The organism is Actinoallomurus liliacearum (assembly GCF_039542035.1).
GTDB classification, from domain to species: domain Bacteria; phylum Actinomycetota; class Actinomycetes; order Streptosporangiales; family Streptosporangiaceae; genus Actinoallomurus; species Actinoallomurus liliacearum.
On record NZ_BAABHJ010000003.1, the window covers coordinates 199,601 to 217,663 of the forward strand.

The window sequence follows — 18,063 nt, forward strand, 5'->3', positions numbered from 1 at the left end:
CCTAGATCCGGAAACTCGTCTCAACAAGCCGTGTCAGGATCAGAAAACAAAACAGTAGTAACCGCTCGAATCCGTCAAAATACACCCGTATCAGGCCGTGGTGCTCCAGGGGCGAGACGTCGTGGCCCTGGTGCCACGACGGCCCGCGCGCAGCCGGAACACCGCGGCGACGAGCGCGCCGACGCTCACCAGGATGAGACCGCCGAGACCGGCCAGCAGCGCTGGATCGTGTCGTGCGGCACCGATCGTTCCCGGCCGGCCGCCGAAGTGGACGCCGTCGGCGACGCCGGGCGCGGTGGGGGAGACCCACTGCCGCCGGATCTTCTCCGCCGCGATGAGCGCCCGCACCGGACTCACGACTCCGAACCCGAGGTCGGCGTTGTACCCGCCCTTCGGATGGTGGGCGGAGTCGGCGATCGCCTGGGCCACCTGCGCCGGCGACAGTTGCGGGAACTTCGACCTGACCAGCGCGACGGTGCCCGCGACCCAGGCCGCGGCGGGTTCCGGACCCCAGAACTCCCACGGCCTTCCGTCCGGCCCTGTCGTGGGAGTGCGGGTGCCGGGCGCGGAGACCAGGGTGACACTGGTCTTGAGGGCGTACCTCGACCACCGGCTGCCGTCCTTGGCGAGCGTGCCGACGCCGATGACGCCCGGTACGGCCGCCGGCAACGGCGGCGGATCGCCGTAGACGGTCGGCCGATTCGGAGCCACCACCACGACGTTCCTGCTCCGGGCGCGGTCCAGGGCCGCATCCATCTGCCGGGTGTCGTAGGCGTAGCAGGCGGTGGCGACGAGTACCACACCGGCACCATGGTCGACGGCGTACCGAATGCCCCGCGTGATGACGTCACACAGGTTGTTGAGGCCCCACCAGTCCTTCGCTCCGTGATCATCCCTGTCCGGCTCCACCCGGACGGGCAGGATGTCGGCGGCGGGGGCGACCCCGGGCACACCCGACGACGAGCGGCTGCCACCGAGGAACGAGGCGATCAGCGTGCCCTCGACCGGTTTCGGATGCGGTAGACCGACGAGATCGGTTCCCGGCCGGAGGGCGCCCGACCTCGGGCGCACGTGCGGATCGACGCCCGAACTCAGGACGGCCACGGTGACGCCCTTCCCCTTGGTGACGTCCTGGGCCAGCAGCGTCTCGGCCATGAGCCGTTCCTGCAGGGTGTCCGCTGCTGCCGCGTGCGCCGGCCGCGGCGCGCCGGCGGCCGCGAACACCAGGCCCGCCAGCGCGACCGCGGCGCGCCGGCGGCCACGCCCGCTCATCCGGTGGCCGGTCAGCATCGAACCCCCCGCGCCTTGCACGGGTCGTCCGCCTTGACGAAGAGGCCCGCCAGGTGATCGAGAAGGGTGTCTGCGGGTTTGAAGCGCTCCTTGTCGGCGGTCTCGGATGTGGTCCTGCCGTCGACCCATCCGCTGACCTGCAGGATGACGTAGGGCATAGGGCCGGACCGGTAGGCCGTCTCCTGCCGTCGGGTGTCGTCCCAGTCGGCCGCCGGGGTGTCCGGGAACGGTACGACGCGCAACCCGTACCGGTTGTGGCCGTCCTCGGACAGCGACCTCAGCGCGGTCTCGACCTTGTCCTCGTCCGAGTCCGACATGACCACCACCCCGACCGTGGTGAGGAGCGTGCGGGACGCGTCGGTGTACGTCGCCCGCAGGACGGCCCGGCAGCCCTGGGCGATGAACGTGCGGGCGACCTGCGCGTCGAGTGCGTCCGCGCAGCCGGTGGGCTGGGCGATCCCGATCCGGTACGCCGGCTGCAGACCGGACGCGTTGCGCACGGTCGGAGGGAAGATCTCACCCGCCGACCGGATCCGCCAGCGGGCGGCCAGTTCCTTCGACCCGGCGGCGGCCCGCTCGGCCCGGGTCGAAGGACGGTTGAGCTCGAGCACCACGCCGGTCACGCCCGCGACGAGGCCGACCACGCCGGCCACGCCGAGGACGACGGCCGCCCGGCGCCGACGCCGGCGCGGAGGGGCCTCGACCGGCGTCCCGCCCGCGTCGGCCCCGGGAACCGGCGGCGCCGACTCCGGTCGTACGGAGTCCCCGGAGCGGAACTCCGGACGCGCGGGATCGGATGACCCGGCCTCCGGCCGTCCGGCGTCCGGTGGCCAGACCTCCGGGCCTACCGGGTCCGGTGGTGCGAATCTCGGGTGCGCGGGGTCCGGGGAGGCCCACTGCGATGAGGATGGCGGCGTGCCGTCTGCGGCGGGGTCCTCGGTCGCGTCCGCGGCCTCGGGGTCATCTGACACCCGCGCGAGTTTAATGATCTTTTAATCGATCGGCGTGCCGATTTCGCCGACCCCCGGTGACGAGATGCCCGCCGAGGCGGGCGCCGGCTCCGTCTCCGGCGGGCACCGATCGATGGGGGATTCCTCCGGACCTGCCGGGAGTGCCGGAGCAGTACCGTTTCGGCTGGTCAGCCCTGGGAAGGGCTATGCCGGGAGGTCGGCCGTGACGCGCCCGTTCTGTTCGGCGGAACCGCGGGAGACCGGCCGCGACGCCGGTCCGGACTCGTTCGGGGTGCTCCGGTTCACCTCCGTGTTCGAGCCGTTGTGCCTGTCGCCGGACTGGGCCGCGTACGACCCGATCGGCGGGATGCAGACGCACACCGCGGAGCTGACCAGGTGCCTGGACCGGATGGGCATCCGGCAGACCGTGTTCACCTCGCGGCTGGCCGGCCCGGCCGGGCGGAGGCCGTACGGCTCCGGCGCCGTCGTCGTGCGCACCGGGCTGCGGGTGCCGGTCCTGCGCCAGGTGTGGGCACCGCCCGCCCTGGCCAGGGCGCTCGGTCCGCAGGGCGCGGCGGACGTCGTGCACGCGCACAGCGGCGAGGACCTGGCCGTGCTGCCGGCGGCCTGGCTCGCGGCGGTCCGGCACCGCTGTCCCCTGGTGGTCACCCTGCACAGCAGCCTGCGGCACACGGTCCGTGGCACGTCCCCGCGCGCCGCGGTGCTGCGGCTGCTGGGCGGCCCGGTGGAACGGCGGGTGCTGGCCGCCGCGGACGCGGTCATCGCGCTGACGCCCTCCGCCGCCCGCCGGCTGTGCGCGGACGGGATGCCGCTCGACCGCGTGCACGTCATCCCCTCCGGGTTCGACCCCGAGCTGTTCGCGGCGGCCCGGCCCGATCCGTTCCCCGACGTGCCGCACCCGCGCGTCGCGTACGTCGGCCGGCTGGCGGCGCAGAAGGGCGTGGCGGTGCTCCTCGAGGCGTTCGCCCGGTGCCGGGTGCCGGCCACCCTGTTGATCGTCGGCGACGGTCCGCAGCGTGCCGCGCTGGAACGGCGGGCGCGGGGGCTGGGAGGCGAGGTCCGGTTCACCGGGTTCATTCCGCACGTCGAGGTACCCGCGGTCCTGCGGCACGCGGACGTGCTCGTCCTGCCGAGCGTGTACGAGGAGCTCGGCTCGGTGCTCGTCGAGGCGATGGCCGTGGGACTGCCGGTGGTCGCCGGCCGGGTGGGCGGCGTTCCCGACCTCGTCCGCGACGGCGTCAACGGGCTCCTGGTCGCGCCGAAGGACCCCGCGGCCTTCGCCGACGCCATCGACCGGGTCCTGACCGATCCGGGTCTGGCCGGTCGCCTGGGCGCCGGCGCCCGCGAGACCGTACGGGACTATGCCTGGCCGGCGCTGGCCGAACGCGTCGCCGCCGTCTACCGGCAGGTCCTGTCCGGCCGGTCGGCCTCCGCCCGTCCGTGAGCACCGGATCGTCCGGGTGCACGGCATGGCGGGGCGTACGAGACGCGGTCGACCTCGCGACCGCCCTGGACACCGAGCCCTAGACGGAGAGCGGCCCCTCTGGAATCAGAAGGGCCGCCGGGGTCGCGTGCCGAGGTCGGTGGGCCTCGGCACGCCGTCAGTCAGCGGACAGGCGAGTCAGCTCAGGACTAGCTGATGCAGGACCCGTCGCCGGGGTGTCCGTCGCACAGGCTGCAGAACTGCCCGCTGCAGTAGGTGCAGGTGTAGTTGACGTGGCCGGGCTCCTGGCACATCACCAGCGCCAGCACCGGCAGGGCGACCGCGACCGCGGCGACCATGAAGCCGCCGAGGAGGTCGCGGAGGGTGCCGCCGGCCGGGCGCGTCTTCGCCTTGTCGGCGCCCGTGTTCTCGTGGAGGGTCATGTTGAATCTCCTTTGTCCCTGGTTGGGTTGCGCCCCTCGCTTATCGGGGGACGCCAGGAGAGACAGTCCGGACCACGACGGCTTCCGCTACCCCAGAGGGTCAGGGGAGGATCGAGTCGACGTATCCGCCGTCGGCGCGGACGGCGCCGCCGGTCGTCGCCGAGGCGAGGTCCGAGCTCAGGTAGGCGATGAGGCGGCCGATCTCCGAGGGCTCGATGAGCCGCTGGATGAGGGAGTTCGGCCGGTGCTCGCGCATGAAGCGGCGCTCCGCCTCGTCCCAGGGCAGGTCGTCGCCGACGAGCTCGCCGACGAACGTCTCGACGCCGGGCGTGTGGGTGGGGCCGACGATGACGGAGTTGACGGTGACGCCGCTGCCCGCCGCGGCCTTGGCGAAGCCCCGCGTGACCGCCAGCAGGGCCGTCTTGGTCATGCCGTAGTGCACCATCTCGGCGGGGATGGCGACCGCCGAGTCGCTCGCGATGTTGAGCACCCGGCCCCAGCCGCGCTCCATCATGCCGGGCAGGTAGGTACGCGTGAGGCGGACCGCCGACAGGACGTTGACCTCGAAGTACCGGCGCCACTCGTCGTCGTCGATCTCGAGGGCCGGCCGGACGCCGAAGATGCCGAGGTTGTTCACGAGGATGTCCAGGTCGGGCACCCGCTCCCGGAGCTCGGCCGCTCCCTCCGCCGTCGCCAGGTCGGCGGCGACGGCGGTCACCTCCGCGTCCGGCACCTGGTCGGTGACGGCGGCGGCGGCCCGCTCGGTCTTCTCCTCTCCGCGCCCGTTCACGACGACGGCCGCGCCCGCACGGGCGAGTTCCGTGGCGATGGCCAGGCCGATGCCCTGACTGGATCCGGAGACGAGGGCGCGGCGGCCCGACAGATCGATGTTCATCGATCCATCTTCACTCCGGAGCGCTCGCGGAGCGTCACCGACGCGCCCGTTGACGCGTCGGCCGCCCTATGACGGGAGACCGGCGCGTACGTGACGGCCCCGCGGCGCGCTACTCGGTGTGCGCCAGCCGCCGGCGGAACTCGACGTTCGCGCTCTCGATCACCCGGTTCAGGTGCGCGATCTCGTCCTCGGTCGGCTCGCGGCGCAGCTCGACGCCGATGGCGAACTCGCCGTCCTTCACGGTGACGTCGAGACGCTCCAGGAGGTCCTGCGGCAGCCGGCCCATGACGAACTCGCGGAACGCCTCCGCGATCGTCCCCTCGATGTCGCCGCATCCGCACGAACGACCATCCATGATCGCCTTGAGGTGGCTGCGCCCCACGATGGCGTCCGGGTGTGCCACGTCCAGGGTGGCCAGCCCCGCCTCGACCACTTGCTGCGCCTCGGCCAGGCGCTCCCGGTGCTGCAGGAACAGACCCAGCGCGATCCGCGCGCGGCCGAGCATCTCGTAGTCATGCCCGAGCTCGGCGGCCGCCAGGGCCTCGCGGAGGCATTTCTCCGCCTCGGCCGGCCGGTCGGCCTCCGACAGCGCGAGCCCCCAGTTGCGCAGCACCTGGCTGCTGAGCTCCGGACGGCCGATGGCGTCCGCGCGGGTACGCGCCTGCGCGTACGTCTCCAGCGTCCCGGCCAGGTCACCCGCGTCGCTCTGCGCCATCGCCAGGCCGAGCGTCGCCATCAGTGCCTCCTCCGCCCTGCCCTGGCGGTCGTACGAGGCGAGGACCGACCGGATCGCCGCGATGCGCCCGGCCCCGTCTCCGAGGTGGCGGCCCAGGTTCGCCGACAGGGACAGCGCGTTGAGCGTGGCCTGGTGGTCGGGACCCAACCGGGCCTCCAGCGCGGTGACCAGGCCGGTCAGGACCATCTGGCCCGCCGCGCCGGCCGTCGTCGCGTCGGTGCGGTTCAGCACCGTCATCGCCACCTGCTCGACGAGCTCGTCGGGCAACTGGTCCAGCCCGGGGAAGAGGGGATCGGTCCCGCCCTCGGCCGTCACGATCTCCGCCCGGAGCGCCAGCGCGGTGGCGACCCGCTCGTGGCCGTTGCGCCAGAAGTTGGCGATCACCTCCTCGATCGCCTCCCGCGCCTCCTGGACCGCGCCGCGCTTGAGGAGGACGTCGGCCAGCGGTTCGAGGCCGAAGGCGTAGCCGGGATGCGAGCGGCCGTAGAAGGCCAGCCGCTCCTGGAGGTTGCGCCGCAGCTCGGCGTCGGCCTCCTCCAGCCGGCCGGTCATCATCAGCGCGGCGCCCAGGTTGAGCCGGTAGGTCAGATGCTCTTTCTGCGCCTCGGGGTCCTCGGGCAGCGGACCCGCGCACGCGCCGCGGAAGCACTCGACCGCCCGGTCCGGCAGGCCGCAGCCGAACAGGAGGTTGCCGAGGTCGCACTGCGCGGACGCCCACTCCGGACTGCCGCGCCCGTGCCTTCGCTCGACGGCCTGGAGCTCTCTCACCATGAGTTGTTCGGCGTCGACCGGCCGGCCCTCCTGCAGGAGGGCGTACGCCATGTCGAGCGACGTCGGGGGTGCTGACATGGCCGGGGAGTCTATAGATCACGTACGACGGTCGCCGGTGGGGCCGGCGGCTCGCGTGTGCTCGTGGTCGCGTCTCCGCTCGCTTCCGGCCCGAGTCGACGGGTCACCGAGTCCTCTTCAGGGCGAGCACGGCGATGTCATCGGTGTGCCGGCTCGTCGGCTTGCTCTCGAGGAGCCTGTCGATGAGATCGTCCAGCGGGAGGCCCACGGCATAGGCGAGTTGCCCCGCCAGCGCGTCGATGGCCTCGGTGAGGTCGACACCGGGGGCCTCCACGAGACCGTCCGTGTAGAGAACGAGGGTCGCGCCCGGACGCAGGGGCGCAATGGTCACCGGGAACCAGGTCGACTCTCCGATGCCCAGCAACGGGCCGGGCTCGATCTCCAGCGGGTGGGCGTCCGGGGGCGGTCCGGGGCTGCAGCACAGGAGCGGTTGCGGGTGTCCCGCGCTGGCCAGGGCGATCTCGTCGCCGGCGAGATCCAGTTGGGCGTAGAGGCAGGAGACGAACAGGTCGGTTCCGAGATCGGAGAGGACCTGGTCGGCGTTCCCCAGGACCTCGTCCGGTGACGCCCCGGCGGTGGCGTAGGCGTGGATCGCCGTGCGGACCTGACCCATCAGGGCCGCCGCGTTGACGTTGTGGCCTTGCACGTCGCCGATGACGGCGGCCGCGGTGGTGTCGTCGAGGCGTACCAGGTCGTAGAAGTCCCCGCCGATGTCCATCCCGTGGGTCGCGGGCAGGTAGCGGGCGGCGAGCTCGAGCCCGGGGAACGTGGGCAGCGTGCGCGGCAGGAGCGCCTGCTGCAGGCCATGGGCGAGGTCGTTCTTGGCGTCGAAGAGGCGGGCCCGGTCGAGGGCCTGGGCGATCAGGCCGGCGAGCGAGGTGAGGACCGCGCGTTCGTCGGCGGTGAACCTGCGCGGCTGGTCGTAAGAGATGACGCAGCAGCCGACGGGCCGCCCCGAGACGATCAGGGGCAGGAACGCCCATGCCTTCTTGCCGCCGATCTTGGGACCCTGCGGGAAGATGACGGCCATCTCCGCGGGATCGGCGAAGAAGGCGGGGACGCCACTGATGATGGTGAGGGCCTCGGGGTTGTTCGTGGTCTCCAGCGGGACGCCGTCCAACTGCTCGATGGCCTGCGGCGGATAGCCGCGGTGGCCGATGATCCTCAGACGTCCGGCATCGACGGCGTAGATCACCAGACCTTGGGCGCCGAACGCGGGCAGGACCTGGTCGGCGACCAGATCCACGACGTCGCGTACGCCGACGGCCTCGGTCAGCGCGGCCGCCAGATGCACCAACTGGTAGAGCCGGCCGATACGGTCGGTGTCGCACCAGGGAGCGGCCGCGTCGGTGGCCGCTGTTCGGCCGGCTGCCCGCCGTCCGCCCCCGGGATCGCTCCGGATCAGGCGGACGCTGATCCCGTCGGCGTCCGGGTAGAGCTGGAGATCCAGCCACACACCCGGTGGTCGCAGCACGGTGTATCGGACCGGCTCCCCGCTGATCACCGCGGTGCGGTACCGGTCCTCGTAGATCGGGTTGTCCAACCAGGGCATCGACTGTCGTGGCCGGGTGCCCAGCAGGTGTTCCGCGTCCTGGCCGAGCAGCTCGGCGGCGCCGGTGGTGACGAAGGTGATGCGGCCGTCTCGGTCGAGCGCGAGACCGCCTTCAGGCAGGCGCTCGGCCCAGTCGACGGCCGCGAGGGGCACGGAGCGCGGTCCGGCGGGCCGCAGCGGGACGACGCGTGGCCGGCCAGGGTTGTCGGGCGGGCGGCCCGCCCCATCCAATGACCGGGCGATACGCCGGGCACCGGCGTCGAGGTGGCCTCGCTCGCGAGCGCCCGCGGTCGGCGGATGACTCGCAGGCCACATCATCAGCAGCACGCCCCAGGGGCCGCGCGGACCGGACAGCGGCAGGGCGGCGAGGGCGTACCGGTAGGGCAACAGCGCCGCGACGTGCGGGTACATGCGCGCCATGTCGCCCTGGGAGCCCACCCAGACGGCACGATCCCCCCGCACGGCGTCCAGCAGCGGACTGCACCGGAGCACCGGTAGGCGTTGCCAGGGCGCGATGAGCTCTTCCGGCACGCCGCATATGGCGATCAGCCGTAGCTCCCGCTGCTCACCGGCGCCCAGGAAGACGGCGCCGGCCGAGGCGCCCGAACCGCGCACCGTCGCGGCGAGCTCCTCGTCCAGCGGCTCGGCCCCGCCATTGCGGTCACGTTGCTCGGCCATCGCATCCGCCTCACAGGTCCACGGCACCCACCGCGCACGAACCCCCTATATAGGGACAATACGTCTGACGGTGGCGGTTGCGCATGGCGGCCCGGCCCCCAGAGACGCGTGGCGGGGGCCGGCGCCGTGCTCCCTGAGCCGCTGCGGTGCGCAGGCTCAGTCGTCCTCGGCGACGCACTCGATCCAGTACCGGCCGGTGTCGTCGCGGTGCGCCCCGTGGATGTCGGTGTCGATGTAGGGGAAGGCCCGGTCGAAGTCCTCCAGGGCGCGAAGGTAGCTCATCACCGGCCCGTCGTCCGGACCGGTGGACTCACCCGGCATCAGCATCGGGATGCCCGGCGGCGTCACGACAACGGTCGTGGCGGAGACGCGGCCGGCCAGCTCGCTCAGCGGGACCCGCTCGGTACGCGACCGGATGAGCGCCTGGTAGCAGTCGGCCGGCGTCAGGACGGGGGCGGGCAGATCGGTGAAGACCTCGTCGAGGAGGACGTCGAGCTTTGAATCACGCAGCTTGCCGTGGACCTGCGCGCAGAGCGCGCGCAGCGTCACCCCGGACGGGCCGAACCCCGGCAGCACCTCCGCCAGGGGCAGGTCGCCGTCGTAGGCGTTCTTGAAGTCGATGAGCGCGTCGATCAAGGTGCCCCACTTGCCCTTCGTGATGCCGAGCGAGAAGAGCACCAGCAGCGTGTGATCGCCGGTCTTCTCCACCACGATGCCGCGCCGCTCGAGGTAGGCCGACACGATCTTGGCGGGGATCCCCCACTCCGTGGTGCCGCCGGCGGCGTCCGCGCCGGGACAGGTGATCGTCACCTTGATCGGGTCCAGCATGCAGTGGCCGTCGTCCAGGCCGTCGAACCCGTGCCAGGCGGCGCCGGGCGACAGCGTCCAGCAGCCGGGCTCGGTGGACAGCAGGTCCAGGTCGGCGTCCTCGAACGCCACCGCCTCGCCCGTCCGGGGATCGGTCACCCGCGGGGGCTGCCACACGCCGAAGAACCAGTCCGGGCGGGCGCCGTCCTCACGGATCCGGGCGGCCAGCCGCACCATCGCCTGCCGGAAGCGGATCGCCTCGATGATCGCCTCCCCGGTGAGGAAGGGCCCGGACGGCCCGTCCATCATCGCGGCGGCCACGTCCAGTGAGGCGATCATCGGGTAGAGCGGCGAGGTGCTGGCGTGCATCAGGTAGGTCTCGTTGAACCGGTCGTGGTCCACGGGCGCGCGCGGCGACGGGCGTACGTGCAGCATCGACGACTGCGACAGCGCCGCCAGCAGCTTGTGCGTGGACTGGGTGGCGAAGACCGTCGGCCGGTCCGCCCCGGGCAGGGACCGCTCGTCGACGGCCATGCCGTAACGGCGGGCGTAGAGCGGGTTGAACCGGGCGTAGGCGAACCACGCCTCGTCGAAGTGCACCCGTGGCACCGACGCGCCGAGCAGCTCCGCGACGCGCACCGCGTCGTAGCACAGGCCGTCATAGGTCGAGTTGGTGACCACCGCGTACGTGGGCTCCGGCGCCGCCGCGCCCGCCGTGAACGGGTGGCCGCCCAGCCGGTCGCGCACGGCGGCCCCCGCCAGCGCCCCGACGGGGATCGGGCCGGCCAGGCCGAGGCCGTTGCGCTCGGGGACCAGGTAGACCGGCCGGGCGCCGTTGATGGCGAGGGCGTGCTGGATCGACTTGTGGCAGTTGCGGTCGATCAGCGCCAGCTCGCCGCGGGCGACCGCGTGGTGGCCGACGATGCGGTTGGCGGTCGAGTTGCCGTTCATCACGAAGTACGTCCGCTCGGCGCCGAAGATCCGGGCGGCGTTGCGCTCGGCGTCGCCGATCGGGCCGGTGTGCTCCAGCGGCGAACCCAGCTCGGGGACCGAGATCGACAGGTCGGTGCGCAGCAGCCGCTCGCCGTAGTAGTCGAAGAACGCCCGGCCCACCGGGGACTTGAGGAACGCCACGCCGCCGGCGTGGGCGGGGGTGTGCCAGGAGTAGCGGTGGTGGTCCTCCAGGTGGCGCAGCGCCTCGAAGAACGGCGGGAGCGTCTGCTCGGTGTACTCCTCGGCGGCGTGCGCGATGCGCCCGGCGATGAAGTCGGGAGTGTCCTCCAGCGGGAAGACATAGCCCTGGATCACCTCGTAGACCCACAGCGGGACGTCGCGCGGCTCCTGCTCGGCGGTGAGCAGGAAGACCGGCAGCCGGTGGAACCGTTTGATCACCGCCGCCATGATCTCCTCGGCGCCGGGAGCGTCCCACCCGGCCAGCAGCCCCGTCAGCGTCGCGTCCGAGCGGATCACCGCGAGCGCGTCGGCGGTGCGATGGGTCCAGCGCACCCGCAGGTCGTGCTCCTCCATCGCCGCGGAGAGGCGGCGGAGCTGTTCGGCGACCGCCGAGTCGGCGTCGGGCCGCTCGTCGACGGCGAGGAGAATCGCGCGTTCCATGCCAGGACCTCCACGGCGCTCGGGGGGATGTGCCGACGGGGCGCCGTCACCGGCCGACACTCCGCGTGCTGGAATCACTGCGAACTGTAACACCGGCCATGATCAACGGAAAGTGTCGATAAAGCCGCGGAGGGTCACATCTCCCGATGCGTCAGTCCCACTCCCAGCCGATCCCGAGGTATCCGCCGGCCTGCAGCCCGAACTCGATCACGTGGACGGTGTGGGCGCTGGACAGCCGCAGGTCGGTCTCCTCCGCCGGCCGGGCGGCGCCGTCCGGACGCCACGTCCGGTAGCAGCGGGCCGGGACGGTCGACGGGTGGAACTCGATCTCGAGGAGGTACTCGTGCTGGGGGAACCGGAAGCCCCGGCCCTCCTCGGTGTCGGGCGGCCCCGGCGGGGAGAAGCCGAAACCGTACTCGATCAGGTAGGTCTCGCCGCGTGCCAGCGGCCGGTCGAACAGCAGCTCCGAGGCGACCATCGCCTTCGCCTCGTCGGTACGGATCCGGCCGAACCTGCAGCGGCTCGCCTCCTTGTGCGTGGGCAGCACGCCGTGTTCGTTGTGGTAGACGCAGAGCCAGCGGTCCACCCCGGGCTGCTGCGCCTGGAGGACCGCGCGGGTCTGCGCCGACCGAAGGTCCCGGTCCGGGCCGAGGACGTAGCGGTCGTGCAGGCTCAGGCAGGTGATCCGGCCGTCCGTCCGGTCGCCGATCTCGGCGAGCAGGTCGAGGGCGCCGCGGTTCGGGAAGATCCCGGCCGGCGGCGACCAGGTCCCGGCCGGGCGGTTGTCGGGCGGTTTGAGCAGCGTGATGAGGGAGTTGCGCGGCAGTTCGAGGATGCTCTCCAGACCGCGTACCGCCCGGAGCGAGTCGGCGCGCTCGGGGCGGGTCCGCCCGCGCTGCCAGTAGCTGAGGCTGGAGAGACTGACATGGACGCGTCGCTCCCGCAGCCGCCGTTGGAGGGTCTCCAGCGTGAGGCCGCGAGCCTGGATGGCGGCCTGCAGCGCCACGTCGAAGGGACCGCTCCGAACCACCTGGAGGAGATCATCCTCCACCATGCTCCGCACTGTTCGAGTGCCTCCGGTTGCGGAAGGCCACCCCCGACCTGGCCTGACTGGGTACGGACAGGGCTGTGTACGCCATGAAAGATCTCAGTCGGATCGCCCGGTTGGCAAGGCCCCGACGAAGGCGATCACCCCGGACCTCGGCAGGCGGGGGCACCGAGGTCCGGGTGATCCGGTCGGGAATTACGGTCGGCGAGCCCCGCACGCTCCTTCTCGGGGGGCTGAAGGGATGATGATCGTCGCCACGAGACGCCGTCAACGTTTTCCATGGCGTCTAGAATTCACTGTTAATATCAGTTAACGCGGTTTGTGATCATTCCCATTCCCACTCCAGTCCGATGATGCCGCCCGTCATGCCGCTGCGCATGATGTGGACGCCGCCCGACGACCCGACCCAGAGTTCGGCGGTGCGGTGCCGTGGAACATCGACGCCGGCGCGGTCGTAGCGGTAGCAACGCGCCGGCAGCGTCCGCCGGTCGAACCGGACGACGGCCAGGTAATCCCTTACCGGATGGCGAAAGCGGCGATCATAGAATTGCGCGATCGGCCGGTCTCCCGGAAACTCGATCTCGTATTCGACGACCGCGGTGTCGCCGCGCGAGAGCACCCGGTCGAAGAAGATCTCGAAGGCGACGAAGCCCGCCTCATGGCGGGCGCGCCCCCGGCGGCAGTACCGGAGCTCGCCGAGCGCCGGCGGCGGATCCGTCGCGGCCTCGGCGCGGTGCACGGCGACGACCCGGTCGACGTCGTCGCCCGACGCCCGCACCACCTGCCGCACCGACAGTGAGCGAGGCCGCCGGTGCGCGTCGACCTCGTAGACGTCGTGCACGCTGAGCCATTCGAGCCGGTGGTCGGACGAGCGGTCGAGCTGGCCGAGCATCGTGACGACGGGGTCCGGGTCGGGCCAGAGGCGGGCCGGGGACAGCGGCCCGCCCCCCGTCTGGCCGCGGCGCCGGCGCGGTCCCAGCAGATCGGCCAGGGCGCCGGACGGCAGCTCGAGAATCCGCTCGAGCGCGCCGACGGCGGCGATTGAGCCGGGGCGCTGCGGTCTGCTCCGCCCGCCCTGCCAGTAACTCAATGTGGCGGTGCTGACCGAAACTCCCCGCTGGCGGAGCCGGTTCCGCAGGCTTTCCAGGGTGAGGCCGCTCTCGTGGATCGCCGTCCGTAGTGCGACGGAGAACTCTGTGGCACCGGAGGAATGGTCTCGGGAGGCGTTTCCCGGCATCGAGATTTCGGGGACTCCGTCCTCGCCGTCCGCGACGTCCATGAGTCGAGGTTAGGGCGGCCCCACACGCGCCGCAGGCGGGTGCCGCGCGACCTTGATGTATCCGGAAAGCGATATGCCGAAATCCGTTGCGCGCTGCACTTGCCGTTTCCGTCACGCCCGGTAAGGCCGCCGGTCGGTGTCGTTATGCGCCCCGCGGCCGGGGCCGCCGCCGATGACGGCGGCCTCGGCCGCGGGGATACGGCCTCAGAGGTCGAGACCGGTGAGGACCAGGACGCGCTCCTCGGTGAGGTCGTTCATCGCGGATCGGACGCCCTCCCGGCCGACACCGGACTCCTTCCACCCGCCGTACGGCATCTGGTCCGCCCGGAAGCTGGGGACGTCGCCGATGATCACACCGCCGACCTCCAGGTCGCGGTGCGCCCGGAAGGCGGCCTGCACGTCGGTGGTGAAGATCCCCGCCTGCAGCCCGTACTTCGAGGCGTTCACGATCTCGAACGCCTCGTCCAGGTCGCCGAACGGGGCGACCGTGAGGACCGGACCGAAGGCCTCCTCCTCCGCCAGCGCGCTTCCGGCGGGGACGTCGGAGAGAACGGCCGGCGCCACCGTACGGCCGTCGCGGCCTCCGCCGGTCAGGACCGACGCGCCGCCCCGGCGGGCCTCGTCGATCCAGTCCGTGATCCGCTCGGCCGCCGCGTCGTTGATCACCGGGCCGACCTGGACCCCGTCGGCCGTCGGGTCGCCGGTCGGGAGCCGCTCGACCTCGGCGACGAGGTCGGCGACGAACGCGTCGTAGACGCTCGCGTGCACGAGCACCCGCTGGACGGAGATGCAGGACTGGCCCGCCTGGTAGTTGGCGAACAGCGCGATCCGGCGGGCCGCGCCGGGCAGGTCCGGCCAGTCGTCGTTCACGACCACCGCGGCGTTCCCGCCGAGTTCCAGGGTGACGTGCTTGCGCGGCGCCTGTCGCTGGATCGCCCAGCCGACCGGGCCGGACCCGGTGAACGAGATCACCGGGAGCCGGGGGTCGTCGACCAGGGCGGCCATCCGGTCGTTCGGCACCGGGAGCACCGAGACCATCCGCGGCGGCAGGTCCGTCTCCGCGATGATCTCTCCGAGCAGCAGCGCGGACAGCGGCGTGGCGGGCGCCGGCTTCACGAGGATCGGGGCGCCGGCCGCGATGGCGGGCGCGACCTTGTGCGCGACCAGGTTCAGCGGGAAGTTGAACGGCGCGATGCCGAGCACCGGGCCGCGCGGGAAGCGCCGGACGACGGCGAGCCGTCCGGTCGCCGCCGCGTCGGTGTCCAGCCGCTGCAGGTCACCGGAGAAGCGGCGGGCCTCCTCGGCGGCCCAGCGGAAGGTCGAGACGGCCCGGGAGACCTCACCGCGCGACCAGACCAGCGGCTTGCCGTTCTCCGCGGTGATCAGCCGGGCGATCTCCTCGGCGCGCTCCGCCAGCCGCCGCGAGATGTGGTCGAGGGCGGCGGCCCGTACGTGCGCGGGGGTGGCCTGGGCCTCGCGTCGTACGGCGTCCAGGTCGGCGACGGCCTGCTCGACCTGGGCGTCGGTCGGCACGGAGACGACGCCGACGACGGAGCCGTCCCAGGGGGAGGTCACCTCGAGGGTGTCCGCGCCGGTCGTGGGCGCGCCGGACAGGTGGAAGGGGATGACGTCTGACAAGACTGCGACCTCGTTCCGGACTCAGACGGACGCCGCGAAGGCCTGCTCGAGGATGTCGAGGCCCTCGGTGAGCAGGTCGTCGGTGATGGACAGCGGAGGCAGGAACCGCAGGACGTTGCCGTATGTTCCCGCCGTCAGGGTGACCAGGCCGGCGGCGTGGCAGGCCCGGCTCACCGCGGCGGTCAGCCCGGCGTCCGGGGTCTTCGCCGCGGGGTCGGACACCAGCTCGATCGCGAGCATGGCGCCACGGCCGCGGACGTCGCCGATCTGCGGGTACTTGTCGGCCAGCTCCCGCAGCCGCGGTACGAACAGCGCCTCGATCGCGCGGGCCCGTGCCGGCAGGTCCTCGGCCTTCATCGTCTCGATCGCGCCGAGGGCGCCCGCGCACGCGACCGGGTTGCCGCCGTACGTGCCGCCGAGACCGCCGCCGTGGACGGCGTCCATGACCTGGGCGCGCCCGGTCACCGCGGCGAGCGGCAGACCGCCGGCGATGCCCTTGGCCGTGGTGATCAGGTCCGGGACTACGCCCTCGTGGTCGCAGGCGAACCAGTCGCCGGTGCGGCAGAAGCCGGTCTGGATCTCGTCGGCGATGAGCAGGATGCCGTTGTCGTGGCACCACTCCGCGATCCGCGCGAGGTACCCGGCGGGCGGCACGACGAACCCGCCCTCACCCTGGATCGGCTCGATGATCACCGCGGCGGTGTTCTCCTCGCCGACCTGGGCGTGCAGCTGGGAGACGAACGCGTCGAACGCCTCGTCGGCGCAGTTCTCCGGGCCGGTCGGCCAGCGGTACGGGTACGCCATCGGCACCCGGTAGATCTCATTGGCGAACGGCCCGAAGCGGTGCTTGTACGGCATGTTCTTCGCGGTGAGCGCCATGGTCAGGTTCGTACGCCCGTGGTAGGCGTGGTCGAAGGCCACGATGGCCGACCGGCCGGTGTACGAGCGGGCGATCTTGACGGCGTTCTCCACCGCCTCGGCGCCGGAGTTGAACAGCGCGGAGCGCTTCTCGTGCTCGCCCGGCGTCAGTTCGTTCAGGGCCTCGGCGACCTCGACGTACTCCGCGTACGGGGTGATCATGAAGCATGTGTGGGTGAAGTCGGCGACCTGCGCCTGCACCCGCTCGACCACGCGCGGCGCCGAGTTGCCGACCGTGGTGACGGCGATGCCCGAGCCGAAGTCGATGAGCTGGTTGCCGTCGATGTCGACCAGGATGCCGCCGCCGGCGCGTTCGACGTAGACGGGGAGGCCGGTGGAGACGCCCGCGGAGACCGCGGCGTTCTTGCGTGCGTGCAGTTCGGCCGAGCGGGGACCGGGGATGGCGGTCTTGAGGACGCGGCGCTGTTCGATGCCGGGGGGCGGGGTCATGCTGTGGTTCTCCAGGTGGTGCGGTGTGTGCCGCTCAGTATGCGATGTGGTGCATGACGTGTTTGATCCGGGTGTAGTCCTCGAACCCGTACATCGACAGGTCCTTGCCATATCCGGAGTGCTTGAAGCCGCCGTGCGGCATCTCGGCGACGAGGACGCCGTGGGTGTTCACCCAGACGCAGCCGAAGTCCAGGCGGCGCGTCATGCGCATGGCGCGGCCGTGGTCGCGGGTCCATACGCTGGACGCCAGGCCGAAGTCGACGCCGTTGGCCCACCGTACGGCCTCGTCTTCGTCGGTGAACCGCTGCACGGTGATGACCGGGCCGAACACCTCGTTCTGCACGATCTCGTCGTCCTGCCGCAGCCCGGAGACGACGGTCGGCTCGTGGAAGTAGCCGGACGCCAGGTCACCGCCGACGCGGTCGCCGCCGGCCTCGACCGAGGCGTGGTCGGGCAACCGGGCCAGGAAGCCCCGCACGCGGTCGAGCTGCCCGGCGTTGTTGAGCGGGCCGAACGCCACGTCCGCGTCGTCGGGCCGCCCGGTGCGGGTCGCGCGGGCCCGCTCGGAGAGCGCGGCGACGAGATCGTCGTGGATCCCCCGGGCGGCGAGCACGCGGGTGGCCGCGGTGCAGTCCTGCCCGGCGTTGAAGTACCCCGCCGCCGCGATGCCCTCGGCCGCGGCCGCGACGTCGGCGTCGTCGAACACGACGACCGGCGCCTTGCCGCCGAGCTCCAGGTGCACGCGCTTCAGGTCACGGGACGCCGCCGAGGCGACCTCCATGCCGGCCCGGACCGAACCGGTGATCGACACCATCTGCGGGACCGGTGAGTCGACGACGAGCCGGCCGGTCTCGCGGTCGCCGCATACGACGTTGACGACGCCGGGCGGCAGCACCTCGTTCATCAGCTCGGCCATCAGGACCGTGCTGGCCGGGGTCGTGTCCGACGGCTTGAGCACGACGGTGTTCCCGGCGGCGACGGCCGGGGCCCACTTCCACACCGCCATCATCAGCGGGTAGTTCCACGGGGTGATCTGGCCGCACACGCCGATCGGCTCGCGCCGGATCACCGAGGTCAGGCCGGGCGCGTACTCGCCGGCCGAGCGTCCCTCCAGCACGCGGGCGGCGCCCGCGAAGAACCGGATCTGGTCGACGATCGGCGGCAGCTCCTCCGTCGCCGTCAGCGCGACGGGCTTGCCGGTGTCGCGCACCTCGACGCGGACGAACTCCTCGGCCCGCGCCTCCATGGCGTCGGCGATCGCCAGCAGCGCGCGCTGCCGTTCCGCCGGCGTCGTGTCCCGCCACGTCTCGAACGCCCGCCCGGCCGCGGCGAACGCCGCGTCGACGTCCTCGCTCCCGGAGACCGGCGCGGTCGCGTAGACCTCGCCCGTCGACGGGTCGATCACCTCGCTCGTACGGCCGGAGGCCGCGCCGACACTCCTGCCGCCGATGACGTTCCGGATGCGCTCCATG

Annotated in this window: 13 protein-coding genes; 1 reads left to right on the top strand and 12 read right to left on the bottom strand. The window is 72.2% G+C overall.

Going from position 1 to position 18,063, the window contains the following annotated elements:
• Positions 1-90: 90 nt before the first annotated feature.
• Positions 91-1,290, bottom strand: coding sequence for a S8 family serine peptidase (locus tag ABD978_RS06830; protein ID WP_345350117.1), 1,200 nt, complete (start codon positions 1,288-1,290; stop codon positions 91-93).
• Positions 1,284-2,261 carry a hypothetical protein gene (locus ABD978_RS06835; RefSeq protein WP_345350120.1) on the bottom strand — a complete coding sequence of 326 codons (978 nt, stop codon included), beginning with the start codon at positions 2,259-2,261 and terminating at the stop codon, positions 1,284-1,286. The genes ABD978_RS06830 and ABD978_RS06835 overlap by 7 nt, the downstream gene beginning before the upstream one ends.
• A 202-nt stretch (positions 2,262-2,463) precedes the next feature.
• Here ABD978_RS06835 and ABD978_RS06840 point away from each other — a divergent pair, with 202 nt between their 5' ends.
• Positions 2,464-3,705 carry a glycosyltransferase family 4 protein gene (locus tag ABD978_RS06840; RefSeq protein ID WP_345350123.1) on the top strand — a complete coding sequence of 414 codons (1,242 nt, stop codon included), beginning with the start codon at positions 2,464-2,466 and terminating at the stop codon, positions 3,703-3,705.
• A 188-nt stretch (positions 3,706-3,893) separates the two neighbouring features.
• Here the strand turns inward: ABD978_RS06840 and ABD978_RS06845 are convergent, their stop codons facing one another.
• The 10 genes from ABD978_RS06845 to ABD978_RS06890 form a co-directional block, all read right to left on the bottom strand.
• Positions 3,894-4,127, bottom strand: a complete 234-nt coding sequence (locus ABD978_RS06845; protein WP_345350126.1) for a hypothetical protein — start codon at positions 4,125-4,127, stop codon at positions 3,894-3,896.
• 100 nt (positions 4,128-4,227) lie between these two features.
• Positions 4,228-5,022 (bottom strand): SDR family NAD(P)-dependent oxidoreductase, encoded by a 795-nt coding sequence (locus ABD978_RS06850; RefSeq protein ID WP_345350129.1) that lies wholly within the window; start codon positions 5,020-5,022, stop codon positions 4,228-4,230.
• 109 nt (positions 5,023-5,131) lie between these two features.
• On the bottom strand, positions 5,132-6,607 hold the full coding sequence (locus ABD978_RS06855) for a tetratricopeptide repeat protein (RefSeq protein WP_345350132.1): 1,476 nt from the start codon (positions 6,605-6,607) through the stop codon (positions 5,132-5,134).
• Positions 6,608-6,710: 103 nt separating this feature from the next.
• The gene (locus ABD978_RS06860) at positions 6,711-8,837 is read right to left on the bottom strand and encodes a SpoIIE family protein phosphatase (RefSeq protein ID WP_345350135.1); all 2,127 of its coding nucleotides are present in this window, start codon (positions 8,835-8,837) and stop codon (positions 6,711-6,713) included.
• Positions 8,838-8,993: 156 nt separating this feature from the next.
• Entirely contained in the window at positions 8,994-11,258 is a 2,265-nt protein-coding gene (locus ABD978_RS06865) for an Orn/Lys/Arg family decarboxylase (protein ID WP_345350137.1), read from the bottom strand.
• Between the two features lie 151 nt (positions 11,259-11,409).
• Positions 11,410-12,312 (bottom strand): hypothetical protein, encoded by a 903-nt coding sequence (locus tag ABD978_RS06870; RefSeq protein ID WP_345350140.1) that lies wholly within the window; start codon positions 12,310-12,312, stop codon positions 11,410-11,412.
• Between the two features lie 319 nt (positions 12,313-12,631).
• On the bottom strand, positions 12,632-13,198 hold the full coding sequence (locus ABD978_RS06875) for a hypothetical protein (protein ID WP_345350143.1): 567 nt from the start codon (positions 13,196-13,198) through the stop codon (positions 12,632-12,634).
• Positions 13,199-13,789: 591 nt separating this feature from the next.
• A complete protein-coding gene (locus ABD978_RS06880) occupies positions 13,790-15,223 on the bottom strand; it encodes an aldehyde dehydrogenase family protein (RefSeq protein ID WP_345350146.1) in 1,434 nt (477 codons plus the stop codon).
• A 21-nt stretch (positions 15,224-15,244) separates the two neighbouring features.
• Positions 15,245-16,591 (bottom strand): 4-aminobutyrate--2-oxoglutarate transaminase, encoded by a 1,347-nt coding sequence (gabT, locus tag ABD978_RS06885; RefSeq protein ID WP_345350149.1) that lies wholly within the window; start codon positions 16,589-16,591, stop codon positions 15,245-15,247.
• A gap of 34 nt (positions 16,592-16,625) precedes the next feature.
• Positions 16,626-18,062, bottom strand: a complete 1,437-nt coding sequence (locus tag ABD978_RS06890) for a gamma-aminobutyraldehyde dehydrogenase (protein WP_345350152.1) — start codon at positions 18,060-18,062, stop codon at positions 16,626-16,628.
• Position 18,063: the final 1 nt, after the last annotated feature.